The organism is Microbacterium sp. SL75 (genome assembly GCF_026625865.1).
Classification (GTDB): Bacteria; Actinomycetota; Actinomycetes; order Actinomycetales; family Microbacteriaceae; genus Microbacterium.
This window is the reverse complement of record NZ_CP113067.1, coordinates 799,973-819,513: the sequence shown is the minus strand read 5'-3', so window position 1 is coordinate 819,513 and position 19,541 is coordinate 799,973. Positions and strand designations below refer to the sequence as shown.

Below are 19,541 nucleotides of genomic sequence, written 5' to 3'. Positions count from 1 at the left end.
GGTGCCGGCATCCCTTCCCCTTCGCGCACATCCGTGCAACCCCGAGCCGTGCGGCCCCGACCCGGGGGAGGATGGATGCATCCGCATCGACCCTCCTGAGGAGAACCATGCACGTCAATGCCTACGCGGCGTCGTCCGCGACCTCGCCCCTCGAGCCCACGACCATCGAGCGTCGTGACGTCGGCCCGAAGGACGTCCTGATCGACATCGCCTACGCCGGCATCTGCCACTCCGACATCCACACCATCCGCGGCGAGTGGGGCAACGTCCCCTACCCGCTGACCGTGGGCCACGAGATCGTCGGCACGGTCGCCGAGGTCGGTTCCGAGGTCACCAGCCACAAGGTCGGCGACCGCGTCGGCGTCGGCTGCATGGTCAACTCGTGCCGCGAATGCGAGAACTGCCTCGCGGGCGAGGAGCAGTACTGCGAGAAGGGCAACATCGGCACCTACGGGGCCAAGGACGTCGACGGCACGATCACCCAGGGCGGCTACAGCGAGAAGATCGTCGTCGACGAGCACTTCGTGTTGCGCGTTCCCGAGTCGATCCCCTACGACAAGGCCGCCCCGCTGCTGTGCGCCGGCATCACGACCTACTCGCCCCTGAACCACTGGAACGCGGGCCCCGGCAAGAAGGTCGCCGTCGTCGGTCTCGGCGGTCTCGGTCACATGGCCGTCAAGATCGCCCACGCCATGGGCGCCGAGGTCACCGTGCTCTCGCAGACGCTCAGCAAGAAGGACGACGGCCTCAAGATGGGCGCCGACCACTACTACGCGACGAAGGACGACGAGACCTTCGAGAAGCTGAAGAAGACCTTCGACCTCATCATCAACACCGTCAGTGCCCCGCTCGACCTCAAGCAGTACCTCGGCCTGCTCGCGCTCAACGGCACGATGGTCAACGTCGGCGCCCCGCCGGAGCCGCTGCCCATCCAGGTCTTCACCCTGTTCACGAACCGTCGCTCGTTCGCCGGTTCGTCGATCGGCGGCATCCGCGAGACCCAGGAGATGCTCGACTTCTGCGCCGAGAACGGCATCGCGCCCGAGACCGAGCTCATCTCGGCCGACCAGATCAACGAGGCCTACGAGCGCGTGCTCAAGAGCGACGTGCGCTACCGCTTCGTCATCGACGCGAAGACCTTCGCGCCCGCCTGACCCCGGCTCCGGCCCCGGATGCCACGGCCCCGACGTTCTCGAGAGCGTCGGGGTCGCGGCGTTCCCGGCGTTCCGCCTGAACTCGTCGGCTCGTCGTCTCGTCGCCCCGGTTCGGCCCGCGCGCGTACCGTCGTGCGGAGTGCGTGCCGGACACGCCGGCTACGCGCCTCGGCATCCCGGCGTTTTCCCTCCGGCTCCGCCCGAAGGTACCGACCGGCTCCGCCCGACGGCGCCGACCGAGTCCGCCCGACGACGCAGTCCGCGGGCGGGCACCGCGCGTACCGTGGTGCGGAGTGCGTGCTGGACACGCCGGCTACGGGCCTCAACATCCCGGCGTTTCCCGGCCGACTCCGCCCGACGGTACCGACCGACTCCGCACGGCGGCTCGCCCGGCGACGCGCCACACGCGAAAGCGGCGCCACCCCTCGGGGCGACGCCGCTTCCGGCTGCGAAAGACTCAGGCCTGGCCGAGTGCCGCCGAGACGACGGCCCGCGCCTCTTCCTGCACCGCGCGCAGGTGCTCTTCGCCGCGGAGCGACTCGGCGTACAGCTTGTAGACGTCTTCGGTGCCCGAGGGGCGGGCGGCGAACCACGCCGACTCGGTCTGCACCTTGAGCCCGCCGATCGCCGCGCCGTTGCCGGGCGCGTGCGAGAGCTTCGCGGTGATCGGCTCACCCGCGAGCTCGGTGGCGGTCACGGCATCCGGAGACAGCTTCGACAGAGCCGACTTCTGCGCGGGCGAAGCCGGGGCATCGACGCGCTGGTACGCCGAGGCGCCGAACTCGCTCTCGAGCTCCGCGTAGCGCTGCGAGGGAGTCTTGCCGGTGACGGCGAGGATCTCGGCGGCCAGCAGGCAGAGCAGGATGCCGTCCTTGTCGGTGGTCCAGACGGTTCCATCCTTGCGCAGGAACGACGCTCCGGCCGATTCCTCGCCACCGAACGCGACGGAACCGTCGAGCAGACCGGGCACGAACCATTTGAACCCCACCGGGACCTCGAGCAGCGTCTTGCCGAGTGAGGCGGCGACGCGGTCGATGATCATCGACGACACGAGCGTCTTGCCCACGGCGGCGTCGACCGGCCAGTTCGGGCGGTGCGAGAACAGGTAATCGATGGCGACCGCGAGGTAGTGGTTGGGGTTCATCAGCCCGGCGTCGGGGGTGACGATTCCGTGGCGGTCGGCATCGGCGTCGTTGCCCGTGAGGATGTCGTACTCGTCACGCGCGGCGACCAGCGACGCCATGGCCGAGGGAGACGAGGGATCCATGCGGATCTTCTCGTCCCAGTCGAGGGTCATGAACTTCCAGGTCGGGTCGACCTCGGGGTTCACCACGATCAGGTCGAGCCCGTACACCTCGGCGATGAGTGCCCAGTACTCCACCGACGCGCCGCCCAGCGGGTCGGCACCGATGCGGACGCCGGCGCTCTTGATGGCATCGACGTCGATGATGGATGCCAGATCGCGCACATACGCGTCCCGGAAGTCGTACTGGCCCAAGCCGTCGAGATCGATGTCGGCGTGACGCGTGCGCTTCACGCCCTCGAGGCCCGCGGCAATGAGCTCGTTCGCGCGGTCGGCGATCCAACCGGTGGCGTCGGTGTCGGCGGGGCCGCCGTGCGGCGGGTTGTACTTGAAGCCGCCGTCGCGGGGCGGGTTGTGCGAGGGCGTGACGACGATGCCGTCGGAACGGCCCGGGTCGTCGGCGGCCAGGTCACGGTTGTACGTGAGGATCGCGTGGCTGAGAGCAGGCGTCGGCACCCAGGCATCGCGCGAGTCGACGCGCACGTCGACGCCGTTGGCGACCAGCACCTCGATGGCGCTGCGTTCGGCGGGCAGCGACAGCCCGTGGGTGTCGCGGCCGAGGAAGAGCGGACCGGTGATGCCCTGTGCGGCGCGGTAGTCGACGATCGCCTGGGTCGTGGCGAGGATGTGGTCCTCGTTGAAGCTCGTGCTCAGCGACGACCCGCGGTGACCGCTGGTGCCGAAGGCGACTCGCTGCTCGGGCACCGCGGCATCCGGCTTGCGGTCGTAGTACGCCGCGATCAGTTCGTCGATGTCGATGAGATCGGATGCCTCTGCGGGCTGCCCTGCGCGACTGCTCATACGTCCAGTCTGCCCGCTGCATCCGACATGCGCACACGTCGTGACGCATTCCGAGCGAATCCGTCGGTGAGCGGCCTGCGTGACGCGGCTAGGCTGAGCCGGTGCTGCCCGACACAGACTCCGCGCCCGCCCGCCGTACCTATAGCTACCTGGGGCCGGCCGGAACCTTCACCGAGGCCGCCCTCGCCCAGGTTCCCGAGGCGCGCGACCAGATCTGGCGGCCCGTCCGTAACGTCGGCGAAGCACTCGCCGATGTGGTCGAGGGCCGTTCGGATGCCGCGATGATCGCGATCGAGAACTCCGTCGACGGCGGCGTCTCCACCGCGCAAGATGCCCTGGCCACCGTGCCCGGACTGCGCATCGTGGGCGAGTACCTCGTGCCGGTGAACTTCGTGCTCGTCGCACGCCCCGGAACGACTCTGGACGACGTATCGCTGATCGCCGCGCATCCCGTGGCCTACGCGCAGTGCCTCAAGTGGCTGAGCGAGAACGTGCCCGCGCACGCGCACCTGCCGGCCGAGAGCAACGTCGCGAGCGCCCTCGGCGTCCTCGACGGCACGAGCGCCGCCGACGCGGCCATCGCCGCTCCCGGAATCGTCGCCCACCACGACGTGACGGTGCTCGCCGAGAGCATCGGCGACAACCCGAACGCGGTGACGCGCTTCGTGCTCGTGAGCCGCACCGTCGCCCCCGCGCCTCCCACGGGCGCCGACAAGACGTCGCTGATCGTCGAGCTGCCCGAGGATCACCCGGGTGCCCTGCTCGAGCTGCTCGAGCAGTTCGCCACGCGCGGGATCAACCTGAGCCTGTTGGCATCCCGCCCCATCGGCGACGCCCTCGGCCGCTACCGCTTCGTGATCGACGCCGATGGCCACGTGCTCGACGAACGCATGGCCGATGCGCTGCTGGGTCTTCGCCGTTTCAGCCCCAAGGTGATCTTCCTCGGGTCGTACGCCCGCGCCGACCGGGCGATCGTCCGCTACCCGCAGCGCTACAGCGACGACGTGTTCGTCGAGGCGCGCGACTGGCTGCGCGGCCTGCTGAGCGGCGAGCCCGAGGCCTGACCCCGGTTCTGCCGCTGCCGCCGGAACGCCGCCCCCGGGCCGTCGTGCGGATGTCGTGTTCGACATGCCGTCTCCGGATGCCGTGACTCGGCGTGTCGTCGGCGGCCTCCTCCGGACGGCCCGTCCCGCCGAGGCCCACGCCGGGTTCTGCCGCCGCCGCCGGGACACCGCCCGCGGGCCGCCGCCCCGGGCCGTCGTGCGGACGTCATGTTCGACACGCCGTTTCCGGATGCCGTGAGTCGGGGTGTCGTCGACGACCTCCGCCGGACGGCCCGTCCCGCCGCGGCCCGCGCCGGTTCTGCAGCCGCCGCCGGGACGCCGCCGCCCCGGGCCGCCGCCCCCGGGCCGCCGTGCGGACTTGTCGTTCGACACGCCGTCTCCGGATGCCGTGACTCGGCGTGTCGTCGACGACCTCCGCCGGACGGCCCGTCCCGCCGCGGCCCGCGCCGGTTCTGCAGCTGCCGCCGGGCCGCCGCCCCGGGCCGTCGTGCGGACGTCGTTCTCGACACGCCGTTCCCGGATGCCGTGACTCGGCGTGTCGTCGACGACCTCCGCCGGACGGGCCGGGCCGCCGCCCCGGGCCGTCGTGCGGACTTGATGTTCGACATGCCGTTTCCGGATGCCGTGACTCGGCGTGTCGTCGACGACCTCCGCCGGACGGCCCGTCCCGCCGCGGCCCGCGCCGGTTCTGCAGCTGCCGCCGGGCCGCCGCCCCGGGCCGTCGTGCGGACGTCGTTCTCGACACGCCGTTCCCGGATGCCGTGACTCGGCGTGTCGTCGACGACCTCCGCCGGACGGGCCGGGCCGCCGCCCCGGGCCGTCGTGCGGACTTGATGTTCGACATGCCGTTTCCGGATGCCGTGACTCGGCGTGTCGTCGACGACCTCCGCCGGACGGCCCGTCCCGCCGCGGCCCGCGCCGGTTCTGCAGCTGCCGCCGGGCCGCCGCCCCGGGCCGTCGTGCGGACGTCGTTCTCGACACGCCGTTCCCGGATGCCGTGACTCGGCGTGTCGTCGACGACCTCCGCCGGACGGCTCGTCCCGCTGCGGCCCGCGCCGGTTCTGCAGCTGCCGCCGGGCCGCCTCCCCCCGGGCCGTCGTGCGGACTTGATGTTCGACATGCCGTTTCCAGACGCCGTGACTCGGGGTGTCTTCGGCGGCCTCCGCCGGACGGCCCGTCCCGCCGACGCCCGCGCCGGTTCTACAGCCGCCGCCGGGCCGCCGCCTTCGGGCCGCCGCCCGCGGGCCGCCGTGCGGATCTCCCGCTCGACATGCCGTTTCCAGACGCCATGATTCGACGTGTCGCCGACGACCTCCGCCGGACGGCCCGTCCCGCCGCGGGTCAGGCCGCGACGGTCGCGGGAGCCGCGATCAGCTCGAGCGTCTGCGCGCGGCCCTCGGACGTCTCGCCCTCGTACGCGCCCGCCACGGGCGACACCATGATCTCGTCGACCCCGTGCTGTGCGGCGAAGGCGCTGAGCTGCGAGCGCACGTCGTCGCCCGTGCCGACGAACCACTTCTGCCGGGTCGAGGCCATGATCGACTCGGTCATCGCGTCGAACGGGTTGGCCTTGGCGGCCTCGATCGTCTTGAGCGGCGTGAGGGGGCGATTGGTGCGCAGGCGTGCCATCATCCGCAGCTGCGGGATCGCGCGCTCCTCGGCCTCCTCCGAGGTGGGAGCGGCGACGACGTTCGCGGTGACGAAGGTGCGGGGGCCCTCACCCGACTCGTTCGGCACGAACTGGTCGCGGTAGAGCTGCAGAGCGTGTTCGAGGCCCTCGCCCGCGAAGTGGTTGGCGAAGACGTACGGCAGACCGAAGCTCGCTGCGAGCTGCGCGGAGTAGTCGCTCGATCCGAGCAGCCAGACCTGGGGGATTCCGGATGCCGCGGGCGTGGCCTTCACCTGATACTCGGTGCCCGAGGTGAAACGAACGGTGGCGCCCTCGGGGGAGGTGAGCGCCATGATGTCGGTGACGTGGTCGGGGAAGCGCGAGACGTCGCTCGTGGTACCCGAGCGGTTCAGCAGCTGAGTGATGACGGGGTCGCTGCCGGGGGCGCGGCCGATGCCGAGATCGATGCGGCCCGGGGCCAGGGCCTCGAGGGCGGCGAACTGCTCCGCGACGATGAGGGGCGAGTGGTTGGGCAGCATCACGCCGCCCGAGCCGACGCGGATGCGCGAGGTGCGCGCGGCTGCCGCGGCGATCAGCACCGGGGGAGTGGTGGATGCCACGGAGGGCATGTTGTGGTGCTCGGCGAACCAGTAGCGGCGATAGCCGAGACGGTCGGCGCGTTCGACGAGGTCGAGCGCCGCACTCACCGCTTGGGCACTGGTCTGCCCGTGCCGCACGGGTACGAGGTCGAGAACGGAGAGGGAGGGGATCGCGTCGTTCACCTTCAGGGCAACGCGGCGACGGCATCCGATATTCCTCCGTGTCAGTGCGGAGCCCCGCAGAGGCGCCGTGTCGTGAAGGCCGGGGGAACGGCATCCATCCTCAGCCTTCTCTCAGAAAAAAGGCGTGACGAATGCGCGGCCCGCCGCGTCTCATCTATGACATCGCGGGACACACGGTCCCGGAACGACGGAAGGAAGCGAACATGGCCGAGAACACCACCACCGCCACGACCACCCCCGCCACGACCACCCCCGCCCACAAGGACGGCGGCTCGACCGTCATCGTCGACGCCGTCGTCGCCAAGGTCGCCGGCATCGCCGCGGCCCAGGTTCCCGGCGTCCACGCCCTCGGCGGCGGTGCCGCTCGCGTCATCGGCAACATCCGCCAGGCGGTCGGCGCCAAAGACCACGCCCAGGGCGTGAGCGTCGAGGTCGGCGAGACCGAGGTCGCCGCCGACATCTCGATCCAGGTCGACTACCCCGAGCAGCTGCAGCGTGTGGCATCGGACGTGCGCGCGGCCGTCCACCAGGCCATCACCGAGCTCGTGGGTATGAAGGTCGCCGAGATCAACGTGACCGTGGTTGACGTCTTCATCCCGGGCGATGACGACGAAGACCAGGCCGACGAGCAGCGCGTCAACTGACAGTCGTTCCGAGAGGGGCGTCGCCGAGAGGCGGCGTCCCTTTCGCGTACCCGGATGCCGGCTCCCCGGCACTCCATGAAAACTGCTTCCGCCTCTGCCTCGGCTAGGTGAGCGGGGGTTCACCTGGCACGGATCGATTCGACCTCGGTCGGCGCACGGGCACTCATCGGTGGCGAGCCGCGCGGAACGGCGCCCGGCCGGACGAGACCCCGGGTGTCAGCTCCCGTGCCGCACCTGGGCGTACGCGTCGAGCGCGCGTTTGCGCGTTTCGCCGAGGTCGACCATCGGCTCCGGCGGGTTCTCGTCCAGGTATTCGGGTGCCCACTCGCGCACGTACTGATCGTGCGCGTCGAACTTCTTGCGCTGTGTCTCGGGGTTGAACACGCGGAAGTACGGGGCGGCATCCGCTCCGCTTCCCGCGACCCACTGCCAATTGAAGGGGTTGCTCGCGGCATCCGCATCGACCAGGCAGTCCCAGAACCACTGCTCGCCGTGTCGCCAGTCGATCAGCAGGTTCTTGATGAGGAAGGATGCCGTGACCATGCGCACGCGATTGTGCATGACGCCGGTGTGCCAGAGCTGGCGCATCCCGGCATCGACCACGGCCACCCCCGTCTTGCCCTGCTGCCAGGTCTCGAGGTGGGAGCGGTTCAGCTTCGGCCAGGGGAAGGCGTCGAAGTTGCGACGCCAGTTCACCGTCGCGATGTCGGGCGAGTGGAACGTGACGTGCCAGGCGAACTCCCGCCACACCAGCTCGGACAGGAAGCCGCCCGCGCTTTTCGCATGCTCACCCGATCCCTTGTGTTCGAGGGTCTCGTGCCACACCTGGTACGGGCTGAGCTCGCCCCAGCGCAGGCGCGGGGACAGGTTCGAGGTGGCGCCGCCCGCGAACTCGTCGCGATACTTCGAGTAGTCGCCGAGGTCGTCGTCGAGGAACTCCTTGAGACGCGCCTTCGCCGCCGGTTCCCCGGGCTCCCAGGTCTCGCGCAGACCTCCGGCCCAGTCGGGCTTCGACGGCAGCAGGCCCCATGACGACAGCTCGTCGGAGTCGACGGATGCCGACACCCCGGGCACCTTGCGTGCCTCGGGCATCGGCGGACGCGGGGCCGCGAGCTTCTGTACCGCCCGGGCGAACGGGCTGTAGACGCCGTAGGGCTTGTCCGACTGCGTACGCACCGTCCACGGTTCGTACAGCAGGTTGGCGGCGAACGAGGCGACATCGACCCCCTCGCCGCGCAGCTTCTCTTTGAGGCCCGCGTCGATCTCGCGCTCGACCCCGCCATAGCGCCGGTTCCAGAACACCGCGCCGGCTCCGACCTCTTCGACCACGGCCGGGAGGACCTCGGATGCCTTGCCCCGGCGAAGCACGAGGGTGCTCCCGCGTTCCGCGAGGCGCTCGCCGAGCGACGTCAGCGACCCGTGCAGCCACCACCGCGCCGCCCCGCCGATCGTGCGAACGCCATCGGACTCCTCGTCCAGCACGTAGAGCGCGATGATCGGTTCGTCGCGGTCGAGGGCCGCGCGGAGCGCCGGGTTGTCGGTCAGGCGCAGGTCGTCACGGAACCAGACGATCGAGGGCGAAGCCATTCCCCGACGCTATCGATCGCGGCATCCGGCTCTTCGGGCTTGACACCCGCCGTGCGATCGCGCCGCCCGCCGCTCGGCTGGACCAACGAGATCACGTGACCTGGCGCCCCGACGCGCGGCTGAACCGGCGAGATCACGTGACCTCGCCGACGCCACGCGCCGTGGCGCGTGCGTTCGGCCAGATCACGTGATCTGGCGCCCCGACGCTCGGCTGAACCGGCGAGATCACGTGACGTCGCCGACGCCACGCGCCGTGGCGCGTGCGCTCGACCAGATCACGTGATCTGGCGCGAACCCCGCCCGGTCAGAGCGTTGAGGTGTCGTGGCCCTTCGGCAGCGCGACCACGAGCCCGCCCGCGATGATGCGGGTGTAGATGCGCGTCGCCTCACCGAACTCGTCGCCGTCCAGCTCGATCGGCTGCGCGGGGGCCGTGGCCAGTTCGATGCCGGTGCCACGGAGGTAGCGCACCGAGGTGTCCTTGCGACGCTCGAGCACGCGGCGGCCGGCGCGGAATTTGCGCAGCACCGAGTTGTCCCACACGATGCTGCGCCACACGCCCAGCCAGCCCAGCACACCGCTCGGCTGGAGGACCGCCACGTCGAGGCGGCCGTCTGCGACGGAGGCATCGGGGATGAGCGCCACGCCACCCTGCAGGGCCCCGCAGTTCGCGAAGAGCACGCTCTGCACTTTCGCCGAGTGCAAGCGGTGTCCGTCCAGCTGGTACATGACGCGGAACGGCTTCGCCGAGACGAGCGAGCGCGCCGCTCCGTCGACATAGGCGACCCAGCCGACCTGCTTCTTCAGATCGTCACGCGTGTTCTGGATCATCGCGGCGTCCAGGCCGATGCCGGCCATGACCGAGAAGCCGTGCTCTTCGACCTCGCCGTCGACGCGTCGGATGCGGGCGATGCCGGTGTCGATGGAGAGGATGTCGCCCTCGAACGTCGCGCGGATCATCGCGTCGGTGTCGGTCAGCGGGAGGTTGAGGTTGCGGGCGAGCAGGTTCCCCGTGCCGCTCGGGATGATCGTGAGCGGGACGCCCGTCGAGGTCAGAGCCTCGGCCACCGCGCGCACCGTGCCGTCGCCGCCGGCCACGAGCACGGCGTCCACCTTCTCGTCGAGAGCAGCGCGGGTCGCGTCGTCGCCGAGGTCGTCGACCGTCGTCTCGTAGAACAGAGGCTCGGCCCAGTCGGCGGCGACCGCGAGCTCGGCGACGCGCGCGCGCAGCGTCTCGGGTTCGACCTTGGTGGGGTTGTAGACGAGGGCGGCGCGCTTCTTCTGGGTCGGCTCGGCATCCATGGGTGCCTCGTCGCCCTCGGCGTCGACGCGCTGGGTCTTGCCCGGCGTCTCTTCCGAGGTGTCGGGGGCGACGTCCTCGGGCTGGCGGATGACGTCGTCCGGCTCGGCCGCGTCCTTCGGGTGGGGGGCGTCTTTGCGTGGACGGTCGCCGACGTCGTCGCCCAGGCGCGCGGCGTGGAAGTGGTCGTCGGAGCCCTCGGCCGCGGCGGCATCCGCCTTCACCTCGGCGGGGGCATCGGCGGAGACTGTTTCGGGAGCGTCCGCGTCGTCACGCGGCTCGTCAGGGGCGGCCATGGCATCCACCATAGGTGCGTGCTCGGTCCCGCCACCCCTAGCCGGGCGGGCTTGACGGAGGGATGCCGAAGACCCATGTGCCGCGGAGATGAGCCTGTCGTCACGCGCTGCGGCACCCGCAGCGCGTGGTCGGGACGACGCAGGATCCGCCCCGGCGGCGACCATAGGATGGACGCGTGATCGACCTGACTCTGCTGCGTGAAGATCCCGAGCTCGTGAAGCGCTCCCAGATCGCCCGCGGGGAGTCGCCGGATTCGGTGGACGAGGCCCTCGCCGCCGACCGCGACCGCCGCGCCGCCATCACCGCCTTCGAAGAGCTGCGTGCGGCGCAGAACGCGCACGGCAAGCGCGTCGCGCAGGCACCGAAAGACGAGAAGGCCGCGCTCGTGGCAGAGGCGAAAGAGCTCAGCGAGCGCGTCAAGACCGCTCAGCACGCCGTCGCCGAGGCCGAGGTCGCCGCCGACGCCGCCCTCGGCAAGATCGAGAACATCGTTCTCGAGGGAGTGCCCTCCGGAGGCGAAGAGAACTTCGTCACGCTCCGCACCCACGGCGAGATCCCCGCCTTCGACTTCGAGCCGCTCGACCACCTCGCCCTCGGCGAGAAGCTCGGCGCGATCGACATGGAGCGCGGCACGAAGGTCTCGGGCAGCCGCTTCTACTTCCTCACGGGGATCGGCGCGCGTCTCGAGCTCGCGCTCATGACCCTCGCTCTCGACCGGGCGTTGCAGGCCGGTTTCACCCCGATGATCCCTCCGACGCTCGTGCGTCCCGAGGTCATGCGCGGCACCGGGTTCCTCGGCCAGCACGCCGACGAGGTCTACCACCTCGACAAAGAAGACCTCTACCTCGTGGGAACGAGCGAGGTTCCCCTCGCCGGGTACCACATGGACGAGATCCTCGATCTGGAGCGCGGCGCCAAACGCTACGCCGGGTGGTCCACCTGCTACCGCAGCGAGGCGGGCTCGTACGGCAAGGACACCCGCGGCATCATCCGCGTGCACCAGTTCAACAAGCTCGAGATGTTCGTCTACACCGACCCGGCCGACGCCGAGGCCGAGCACGAGCGCCTCGTCGCCCTGCAAGAGGCGATGCTGCAGGACCTCGGTCTCGCCTACCGGCTGATCGACGTCGCGGCCGGCGACCTCGGCTCGAGCGCCGCGCGCAAATTCGACATCGAGGCGTGGGTGCCCACGCAGGGCGCCTACCGCGAGCTCACCAGCACCTCGAACTGCACGACTTATCAGGCCCGTCGCCTCGACACACGTTTCCGCCCGGACGGCGGCAAGACGCAGCCGGTCGCCACCCTGAACGGCACCCTGGCCACGACCCGCTGGATCGTGGCCCTGCTCGAGACGCACCAGCGCGCCGACGGGTCGGTGACGGTGCCCGAGGTGCTGCGACCGTACCTCGGCGGTCTCGAGGTCATGGAGCCGATCGCGTGACCGACGAGGCCGCCCTGCCCGATACCGGTGTCGTCGAGAGCACGCCGAAGCAGGAGGCGGCCGACCTGGTCGCCGATCTGGCCGATGAGGCGCCCGCGGGGCGCATGCTGATCGCCCTCGACATCGACGGCACGGTCCTGCTCGAAGACGACACCCTGAGCCCCGGGGTCGTCGAGGCGGCGGCCGGAGCTCAGGCTGCCGGCCACGAGGTCATGCTCGCCACCGGTCGCAGCTGGGACAGCACCCGCCCCATCATGGATCGCCTCGGCATCCGTCCCGAGTATGCGGTCTGCTCGAACGGTGCGATCGTGATGCGCCGGGTCGGAGACGCCGACGCCGCCGTGTACGAGCGTGCTCATGTCGAGACGTTCGACCCCACAGAGGTGCTGACACTTCTCGGCGAGCACCTGCCCGATGCGCACTTCCTCGTCGAACTGCCCGACGGCTCGCGACTGTTCACCGACTACCTCGACGACTGGAACCTCCAGGGCGCGAACAAGGTGTCGTTCGCCGAGCTCTCGCTTCAGCCGGTCTGCCGGGTGGTCGTGGTGGCGCCCGAGCAGACCGACCAGGATTTTCTCGAGCTCGTCGAGCGCATCGGCCTCAGCCAGGTGTCGTACGCGATCGGGTGGACCGCGTGGCTCGACATCGCCCCGCAGGGCGTGGACAAGTCGACCGCCCTCGAACTCGTGCGCGGCTGGCTCGGCATCGCACCCGAAAGCGTGCTGGTGATGGGCGACGGCCGCAACGACATCGAGATGATGCAGTGGGCGATCCGCAACGGCGGTCGCGCGGTCGCGATGCACCAGGGTCCGCCCGAGGTGCACGCCGCAGCCGGCGAGGTGGGCCTCTCGGTCACCGAGGGCGGCGTCGCCGCGATCCTGCGCGCTCTCTGATCGGTCGGCACCCGGCGGTGCGCCGACCGGCCCCCGCGGGGTCAGACCCGCGCGGAGCCGCTCGCGACGTGCGCGGCGCGGTCGGCGAGGTACGCGGTGCGGTCCACGACGGTCGCGGGGCGACTCGCCGCCCGGTGGTCGACGACGCGCGCCGCTTCCCACGCGACGAGACCGATCGGGGGCAGCAGCAGCAGTGCGGTCGCCCAGGCGGCTTTGAGGCCGACGGACGCGTGCGGGTCACGGATGACGACGATCGCGGCAAGGATGGATGCTGCGTAGACCAGCGCGAAGACGGCGAGAACGATCTGCGCGGACAGTGTGGTGACGACCATGATGACCTCCTCAACTCGAACGGCCCGGCGGGTCGTGGGGTGATGTTCCCGGTCTACGCCGGTCGCAGGGAGGGTTCAATCTCTGCGCGCGCGTGCGCAGCAAGTCCATAACTGCGGCGTATGCGACACTTAGACGCCGCGCGAGCCCCACGCCTCTCGCGCGGCGGCACGCAGGGTGTGCGCGTCGGAGCGGTCCAACGCCCTCCGACTGCGCGCGAGGGCCGCGCGGGCGGCATCCCGGAAGACCTCGGCCCGGTCCGGAGCGGATGCCGCGAGCGAGGCGAGGCACTTCTGCAGGCGCACCTGTACCTCGACGTCGGCCGCTCCGTCGCGCGCCAGAGGGCGGAAGGCGTCGTCGACGAGGTCCGTGAGGTGCGGCGCGGGGACGAACACCCGCTCGAACGCGACGGACGGATCGATCTCGACGGCGAACGCTCGGGAGAACACTCGCTGCAGGGCGGCGATCACCTCGATCGCCGTTCCGGGATCATTGGTCGCGGCCGAGAGCGCGCGGCTGCCGATCTCGGTGAGGGCGATGACCCCGAACCGCGGGTCCTGTTCGTACGTCCGGTGGTGCTCGATGCGGAACGCCCGGCGCACCGCCGCCTCGACGGCGTCGTCGACTCGGCCGGCGACGAGGGCGACGGGCACGCGGGCGTCGGCGATGCGTCCGGGTGTGGCGTGCACGTGCACTTCGAGATCATGCTGGCGGGCGACGCGGTCGAGCCCTGCGACGTCGACATGAGTGACGTATCCCACCTCAGTGGCATGCACGGCGACGGCTCCCGAGGGCGGCGCGATCGAGGGGCGAGCCCCCAGCGTCGGCCGTTCCGCGTGCCACTCGAGGGAGGCCGTGGCGGCTTTCTCCACGCGGTCGATGACGTCGGCCATCCGCCCGAAGGTCGACAGGTGTGAGATCCATCTCAGCAGGGTGAAGACGACGATCCCGATGACGACCAGTGTGCTGACGAAGAGGATCGCCCGCCCTTGCGGGTGGTAGTAGCCCGTCGACAGGGCGACGATCCCGACGAGCGAGAAGGTGAAGGCGCCGACGAAGGTCGACACGGCGTTCTGCGACGTCGTGTCGGCGATCAGCAGGGGCGTCGAGCGGGGGGTCGCCGTCGTCGTCGCCGAAGAGAACGCCGTGACCATCGCCGTCACCGAGAAGGTGCTCACCGTGAGCATCGCCGTGGCGATGATCTGCAGCAGCGAGCCCACGGCATCCTGGCCCAGCTCCAGACCGAACTGGAACGGCAGGAGCGGTCCGAGAAGACCCGCGGCCAGGGCCACGACGACGCCGATGACCGTGAAGAGCGCCGCGCGCACCCACACCTGCCTTCCGAGTCGGAGGAAGAAGGATGCCAGCGGGCCGCGGGTCGTCATCGCCATGACGTCGACGCTATCCGGCGCGTCCTCCCGAACGCGGGGGCTGGACGAGACCCTTCACGCACCTGAGAAAGCCGTTTGATGTGCCTATGGATATGCGATGGAAATGTGCGGCAACTTGTCCGACATGCTGCCCTGTCAGAGTCGGGGCACCCCTCACGATCTCCGGATGCCGAGAGGCCTGCGCGGCCCGTGATCGTGCTCGTTCCATCACCCGAGGAGCCTGCCCCCCATGTCTTCACACAGCCCCGTCCCACGCCCGAGAGCGTCACGCCGTCTCGGCGTCGTCCTCGTGGCGGCCCTGGCCCTCTTCGGGCCTCTGGCTGCCGCGCCCGCGGCTCACGCCGCGCCTCCCGCCGCGACGCTCTCGCTCGCGCTGAGCCCGACGAGCGTCACCGCGGGCGAGTCGTTCGTTGCCACCATCACGGGGGCGGCGGTGAGCGACCTGTACTCGTACGACCTGGAGCTCACCTACGACCCCGCGTTCGTCGAGCCCGGCGCCGACGCGCCCACCGGTCCCGCCGGCGGATTCACCTCGAGCGTCACCGGGCCCGGCACGCTCACCGTCTCGCACACGCGCCTCGGGTCGTCTCCGGGACTCTCGGGGGCGAGCGATGTGGTCCTGGCATCCGTCCCTCTCCGTTCTTTCGCGGCGGGGTCCGCCCTTGTCCAGCTGTCGTCGGTGCGTCTGGTGTCGTCGACCGGAGCGGTGGTGACGGCGACCGCCGTGGCATCCGGAACCGTCGTCATCGCGGCAGTGCCCGCTCCCGTGCCGCAGCCCTCGGTGTCGCAGCCGTCGTCTCCCTCGGCCTCCGCATCGGCCACGGCCACCCCGGCGCCCGCGGCCCAGGGCCCGGGTGACCTCGCGACGACGGGGATCGATGCGACCCCGTGGTTGATCTCCGGCGCCCTCGGTGTCGCCCTCGTCGCCGGAGGCGCGCTGATCGTGCTCCGCCGTCGTCAGGCGGTGCGCGAATGACCGCGTTCCGCTCGTCCGTCCCCTCTCGTGAAGGATCCGTCATGACCCCCCTGGCCCGCCGTGTTCTGGCCGTGTCCGCCTCGCTCGGCGTCGTCGTCGCCGGGGCCGTCGTCGCTCCGGCCGCTGCCCTCGCCGCTCCCGCTCCCGCTCCCGCTCCCGTCGAGGCTCCCTTCCAGGCGCCGTATTACACCGAGCTCGACGTCACCGGCGATGAGCAGGTGACCACGGCTGACCTCGAGGCCCTCGCCCCGCACCTGGGAACGACCTCGAGCGATGCCGGATGGGCGGATGCCGCGCGCTTCGACCTCGACGACGACGGTGCCGTGACGGCATCCGACCTCGCTCTTCTCTCGGAGCGCATCATCTACGACGACGGCCCCTTCCAGATCGTCGAGGCCGACGCGGTGGCGATGCAGGCGGCGATGAACGCCGGTGTCATCACGTCGGTGTCGCTCACCCAGCAGTACCTCGACCGCATCGCGGCGTACGACAAGGTCGTTCGTCCCGCCGGTGTGCGCCCGCTCAACTCGATCATCACGACGAGCGAGGTCGCGCTGAAGGCTGCCGCGGCCGCCGACGCGATCCGGGCCGAGAAGGGCATGACCGGAATGCTCCTCGGCATCCCCGTCGCCCTGAAGGACAACTACAACACCGTCGACATGCCCACCACCGCCGGCTGCGGCTGCTGGAACGGCAACCAGACCTCGACCGACGCCACGATGGTGAAGGGCCTCCGCGCCGACGGAGCGGTCATCGTCGCCAAGGCCTCGATGGACGAGTTCGCCATCAACCTGTCGTCGCAGTGGTCGGCCTTCCAGCCCAACGGAACGGCGCTGACCGTCTCGAGCCCCTACGACACCACCCAGACCTCCGGCGGCTCGAGCGGAGGAACGGGAGCGGCCATCGCGGCCAACCTTGCCGGCATCGGCTTCGGCACCGACACCGGTGGGTCGATCCGCATCCCCTCGACGTACAACCAGCTCGTGGGCGTGCGTCCGACGGTCGGTCTCGCCAGCCGCGACGGCATCGTGCCCCTCGCGCTCTCGCAGGACACGGGTGGTCCGATCGCCCGTTCGGTCCAGGATGCCGCGATCGCCCTCGACGCGGTCGTCGGCGAAGACGCGGGTGACCCCGTCACCGCGCGGCAGGCCGGCAAGGTGCCGGAGACCTACACGTCGTACCTCGACAGCGGGTCGCTGAATGACAAGAAGTTCGGGTACTTCCCCCGACTGGTGGGCACGAACACATCGACCGTTGCGGCGTTTGAGAAGGCGGTAGACGCGCTGGAAGCGAAGGGGGCGACGGTCGTCGAGCTGACCCCACCCACCGGGTTTGACGCCATCGTGGGCGAGGGCAGCGGCAGTGGTCCGGAGTTCAACCACGACCTGCAGAACTACATGAACGCGTACCTCAACCCCTCGGTGAGCGCGCGGAGCCTGCTCGCGATCTCGCAGTCACCGAACATCGTTCCGACTCGCGCGAGCAACCCCTACGGTCAACGCGCAGCCGTGACGGAGTCGACCTACCAGGCCTGGGCTGGTCCGCAGGGGTCGCACACCCTGCAGCTCGCCAAGGGCAAGCAGATCATGACCGATTTCATGAACGAGCAGAAGCTGGATGCCATCATCTATCCCAGCGCGAACGCCTACACCGTCGTCTCGACCGCCAACATGCGCTTCAGCCCCAACACGGGCTTGCCGGCGGTGACGGTGCCGATGGGACAGGTCCTGACAAGTGGAGGAACGGCCGGTGGAGTGAATCTGGAATTCCTCGGTCGCGACTTCTCCGAGGGGCCGTTGCTCGGCTTCGCCTACGGCTTCGAGCAGGCGACCCACGCCCGCACGACGCCCGCTCTCTACGGCCCGCTCGGCTGAGCTCGGCCGGCGGCCCCGGGTGCACGTTCGCCCGGGGCCGCCGCGCTCACGTCCCGTCGTGTCGCGCCGCGTTCGCGGCTCGGTAGACTCGGTGCGTTCAGGAGGGTTGTCCGAGCGGCCGATGGACCTGGTCTTGAAAACCAGTGGGCAGCAATGTCCCGTGGGTTCGAATCCCACACCCTCCGCCACGACGAAGGCGGGCCCCAATCGGGCCCGCCTTCGTCGTCTTCGCCCGCCGCGATACCTGCCTGTTACGAACGCGCATGAAACGCCCGATCCTCACGGCATTCACAGATCGCGGTCCCTAGTATTACCCCGACCTCTCGCCGATTCGTCGAGGTCGACGTGCTGCCGGGCCGGTGGCATCCGTCTCGAAAGGACCCGAGTGAGCAAGACCTCCACCCCGCGCGGTCAGCGAACCGTCGCGCGTCACGGGCGACTCACGTCGCCGGGCCCTCTGTCTCAGCTGTTCCGCGGTGTGGCGATCGCCCTCGCCGTCCTCTTGGTCTCGGGCGGCGCCGTCCTCGCTTACGCCGCGGTCGACCTCACCCAGAGCTTCACCGCCGACGCGGTCGAGCTGAAGGGCCAGCCGGCCGTTCCGCCGGACCTCGGAGAGCTCAAGGGCGGCGTGAACATGCTCCTCGTCGGTACCGACGAATGCGAGCCGAGCTTCGCCCAGCTCTTCGGCGACCGTTGCACCGGCGCCGACTCCGAGGGCAGCCTCAACGACGTCAACATGCTCGTGCACATCTCTGACGCGCCTCGCCGCGTCACGGTCATCTCGTTCCCTCGCGACCTCATGGTGCCGATCCCCTCGTGCACCGACAAGGACGGCAACGAGACCTCCGCGATGAGCAAGCAGCAGATCAACTCCGCGTTCTCGTACGGCGGACTCTCGTGCGTCGTGCAGACCGTCTCTGAGCTGAGCGGTCTCGAGATCCCCTTCGCCGCGAAGGTGAGCTTCGGCGGCGTCATCAACATCACCGATGCGATCGGCGGCGTCGACGTCTGCATCGCCAACGGCATCAAGGACCGCTACACCGGCATCGACTGGCCCGCCGGCATGCGCACGGTGCAGGGCCTCGACGCTCTGCAGTTCCTCCGTACCCGTCACGGTGTCGGCGACGGCGGCGACCTGGGCCGCATCTCGAACCAGCAGCAGTACATGTCGCGTCTGGCGAACAAGCTCAAGAGCCAGGACGTGCTGTCGAACCCCGCGACGCTCTACAAGCTCGCCTCGACCGCGCTGCGCAACGTCGACCCCTCGACCTCGCTGACGAACCCGCTGACGCTCGTGCAGATCGCCTCCGCGGTCAAGGACGTGCCGTTCAACGAGATCGTGTTCATCCAGTACCCGACGTACACCGACCCCTCCAACCCCAACCGCGTCGTGCCCGATCGCACCGACGCCGACACGCTGTGGGCGGCTCTCTCGGCGAATCAGCCCCTCGAGCTGTCGGGCAATCTCAGCGACGGCAACGGCGTGGTCGTGGACAAGAATGCGACGCCGGCTCCCACCCAGACGCCCGCCCCGGTAGAGACCGCCAGCCCGACGCCGACCGCGACCTCTCAGGCCTCGCCCGCGCCCACGTCGGACGCGATCCAGCTGCCGAGCGGCATCGCCGGACAGACCGCCGCGCAGTCCACCTGCTCGAACGGAAACGTCCGCGGCTGAGCCTTGCCGCCCGGCATCTCGAACGTGGTTCGAATGCCGGGCGGCATCCGGTTAGTATGGACCGGTGTGCTCGCGCCGTCAGGCGTCGATCACCTGGAGACGTCGCATAGTCAGGCCTAGTGCACCACCCTGCTAAGGTGGAGTCCCCGTAAGGGGACCGAGGGTTCAAATCCCTCCGTCTCCGCAGAAAAAGCCCCGGCGCGCCGGGGCTTTTCTCGTTCCTGTCGTCCGCCCTGTCTGCCAAAGGGCGCGTCGGTCGAATGCAGGTACGGGCTCAGCCGGGGCAGCGGCGACGAGTTCCATCGCGCTCGCGTGCACGACGGCCGAGGCCACCTCTCCCCGCTTTCCGCAATGGGCTCGGCGGACGACGGATGCCGTGGCATCCCACCTCGAGAAGCCTGACGGTCAGACCGCCCCGG

14 protein-coding genes and 2 tRNA genes are annotated in these 19,541 nt (G+C 70.1%); 10 read left to right on the top strand and 6 right to left on the bottom strand.

Annotated elements, in window-relative coordinates:
- The first annotated feature begins 107 nt into the window (after positions 1-107).
- Complete coding sequence (locus OVA17_RS03775; protein WP_267788278.1) at positions 108-1,154, top strand: NAD(P)-dependent alcohol dehydrogenase; 1,047 nt, start codon at positions 108-110, stop codon at positions 1,152-1,154.
- 457 nt (positions 1,155-1,611) lie between these two features.
- Here the strand turns inward: OVA17_RS03775 and pgm are convergent, their stop codons facing one another.
- Positions 1,612-3,258, bottom strand: coding sequence for a phosphoglucomutase (alpha-D-glucose-1,6-bisphosphate-dependent) (gene pgm / locus OVA17_RS03770; RefSeq protein WP_267788276.1), 1,647 nt, complete (start codon positions 3,256-3,258; stop codon positions 1,612-1,614).
- A 101-nt stretch (positions 3,259-3,359) separates the two neighbouring features.
- Here pgm and pheA point away from each other — a divergent pair, with 101 nt between their 5' ends.
- On the top strand, positions 3,360-4,322 hold the full coding sequence (gene pheA, locus OVA17_RS03765; protein ID WP_210076900.1) for a prephenate dehydratase: 963 nt from the start codon (positions 3,360-3,362) through the stop codon (positions 4,320-4,322).
- Positions 4,323-5,663: 1,341 nt separating this feature from the next.
- Here the strand turns inward: pheA and OVA17_RS03760 are convergent.
- Positions 5,664-6,713: an LLM class flavin-dependent oxidoreductase gene (locus OVA17_RS03760; protein ID WP_267788273.1), complete on the bottom strand. Its 1,050-nt coding sequence runs from the start codon at positions 6,711-6,713 to the stop codon at positions 5,664-5,666.
- A gap of 203 nt (positions 6,714-6,916) precedes the next feature.
- Between OVA17_RS03760 and OVA17_RS03755 the strand changes: the two genes are divergently transcribed.
- Positions 6,917-7,357 (top strand): Asp23/Gls24 family envelope stress response protein, encoded by a 441-nt coding sequence (locus OVA17_RS03755; protein ID WP_267788272.1) that lies wholly within the window; start codon positions 6,917-6,919, stop codon positions 7,355-7,357.
- Positions 7,358-7,573: 216 nt separating this feature from the next.
- Here OVA17_RS03755 and OVA17_RS03750 read toward each other — a convergent pair whose 3' ends face one another.
- Positions 7,574-8,944, bottom strand: coding sequence for a cryptochrome/photolyase family protein (locus OVA17_RS03750; RefSeq protein ID WP_267788270.1), 1,371 nt, complete (start codon positions 8,942-8,944; stop codon positions 7,574-7,576).
- Between the two features lie 304 nt (positions 8,945-9,248).
- Positions 9,249-10,538: a diacylglycerol kinase family protein gene (locus tag OVA17_RS03745; RefSeq protein WP_267788268.1), complete on the bottom strand. Its 1,290-nt coding sequence runs from the start codon at positions 10,536-10,538 to the stop codon at positions 9,249-9,251.
- Between the two features lie 176 nt (positions 10,539-10,714).
- Between OVA17_RS03745 and serS the strand changes: the two genes are divergently transcribed.
- Positions 10,715-11,980, top strand: a complete 1,266-nt coding sequence (gene serS, locus OVA17_RS03740) for a serine--tRNA ligase (protein ID WP_267788266.1) — start codon at positions 10,715-10,717, stop codon at positions 11,978-11,980.
- Positions 11,977-12,876 carry an HAD family hydrolase gene (locus tag OVA17_RS03735; protein ID WP_267788265.1) on the top strand — a complete coding sequence of 300 codons (900 nt, stop codon included), beginning with the start codon at positions 11,977-11,979 and terminating at the stop codon, positions 12,874-12,876. The genes serS and OVA17_RS03735 overlap by 4 nt, the downstream gene beginning before the upstream one ends.
- Positions 12,877-12,917: 41 nt before the next feature.
- Here OVA17_RS03735 and OVA17_RS03730 read toward each other — a convergent pair whose 3' ends face one another.
- Entirely contained in the window at positions 12,918-13,208 is a 291-nt protein-coding gene (locus OVA17_RS03730) for a PLDc N-terminal domain-containing protein (RefSeq protein ID WP_267788264.1), read from the bottom strand.
- A gap of 129 nt (positions 13,209-13,337) precedes the next feature.
- Positions 13,338-14,597, bottom strand: coding sequence for a DUF2254 domain-containing protein (locus tag OVA17_RS03725; RefSeq protein ID WP_267788263.1), 1,260 nt, complete (start codon positions 14,595-14,597; stop codon positions 13,338-13,340).
- 229 nt (positions 14,598-14,826) lie between these two features.
- Here OVA17_RS03725 and OVA17_RS03720 point away from each other — a divergent pair, with 229 nt between their 5' ends.
- The 5 genes from OVA17_RS03720 to OVA17_RS03700 all read left to right on the top strand — a co-directional run bounded on the left by OVA17_RS03720 (position 14,827) and on the right by OVA17_RS03700 (position 19,306).
- Positions 14,827-15,573, top strand: a complete 747-nt coding sequence (locus OVA17_RS03720) for a cohesin domain-containing protein (RefSeq protein WP_267788262.1) — start codon at positions 14,827-14,829, stop codon at positions 15,571-15,573.
- 41 nt (positions 15,574-15,614) lie between these two features.
- Positions 15,615-17,447 carry an amidase family protein gene (locus OVA17_RS03715; protein WP_267788260.1) on the top strand — a complete coding sequence of 611 codons (1,833 nt, stop codon included), beginning with the start codon at positions 15,615-15,617 and terminating at the stop codon, positions 17,445-17,447.
- Between the two features lie 100 nt (positions 17,448-17,547).
- Positions 17,548-17,635, top strand: a tRNA-Ser gene (locus OVA17_RS03710).
- A gap of 197 nt (positions 17,636-17,832) precedes the next feature.
- Positions 17,833-19,122: an LCP family protein gene (locus tag OVA17_RS03705; RefSeq protein WP_210076911.1), complete on the top strand. Its 1,290-nt coding sequence runs from the start codon at positions 17,833-17,835 to the stop codon at positions 19,120-19,122.
- A gap of 95 nt (positions 19,123-19,217) precedes the next feature.
- Positions 19,218-19,306, top strand: a tRNA-Ser gene (locus OVA17_RS03700).
- Positions 19,307-19,541: the final 235 nt, after the last annotated feature.

What these genes read in the sequence shown, in the direction of transcription:
- OVA17_RS03745 (WP_267788268.1), bottom strand. Translation starts at nt 10,538, where the DNA reads ATGGCCGCCCCTGACGAGCCGCGTGACGACGCGGACGCTCCCGAAACA.
- OVA17_RS03730 (WP_267788264.1), bottom strand. Translation starts at nt 13,208, where the DNA reads ATGGTCGTCACCACACTGTCCGCGCAGATCGTTCTCGCCGTCTTCGCG.
- OVA17_RS03725 (WP_267788263.1), bottom strand. Translation starts at nt 14,597, where the DNA reads ATGGCGATGACGACCCGCGGCCCGCTGGCATCCTTCTTCCTCCGACTC.
- OVA17_RS03775 (WP_267788278.1), top strand. Translation starts at nt 108, where the DNA reads ATGCACGTCAATGCCTACGCGGCGTCGTCCGCGACCTCGCCCCTCGAG.
- pgm (WP_267788276.1), bottom strand. Translation starts at nt 3,258, where the DNA reads ATGAGCAGTCGCGCAGGGCAGCCCGCAGAGGCATCCGATCTCATCGAC.
- OVA17_RS03750 (WP_267788270.1), bottom strand. Translation starts at nt 8,944, where the DNA reads ATGGCTTCGCCCTCGATCGTCTGGTTCCGTGACGACCTGCGCCTGACC.
- OVA17_RS03720 (WP_267788262.1), top strand. Translation starts at nt 14,827, where the DNA reads ATGTCTTCACACAGCCCCGTCCCACGCCCGAGAGCGTCACGCCGTCTC.
- OVA17_RS03755 (WP_267788272.1), top strand. Translation starts at nt 6,917, where the DNA reads ATGGCCGAGAACACCACCACCGCCACGACCACCCCCGCCACGACCACC.
- OVA17_RS03715 (WP_267788260.1), top strand. Translation starts at nt 15,615, where the DNA reads ATGACCCCCCTGGCCCGCCGTGTTCTGGCCGTGTCCGCCTCGCTCGGC.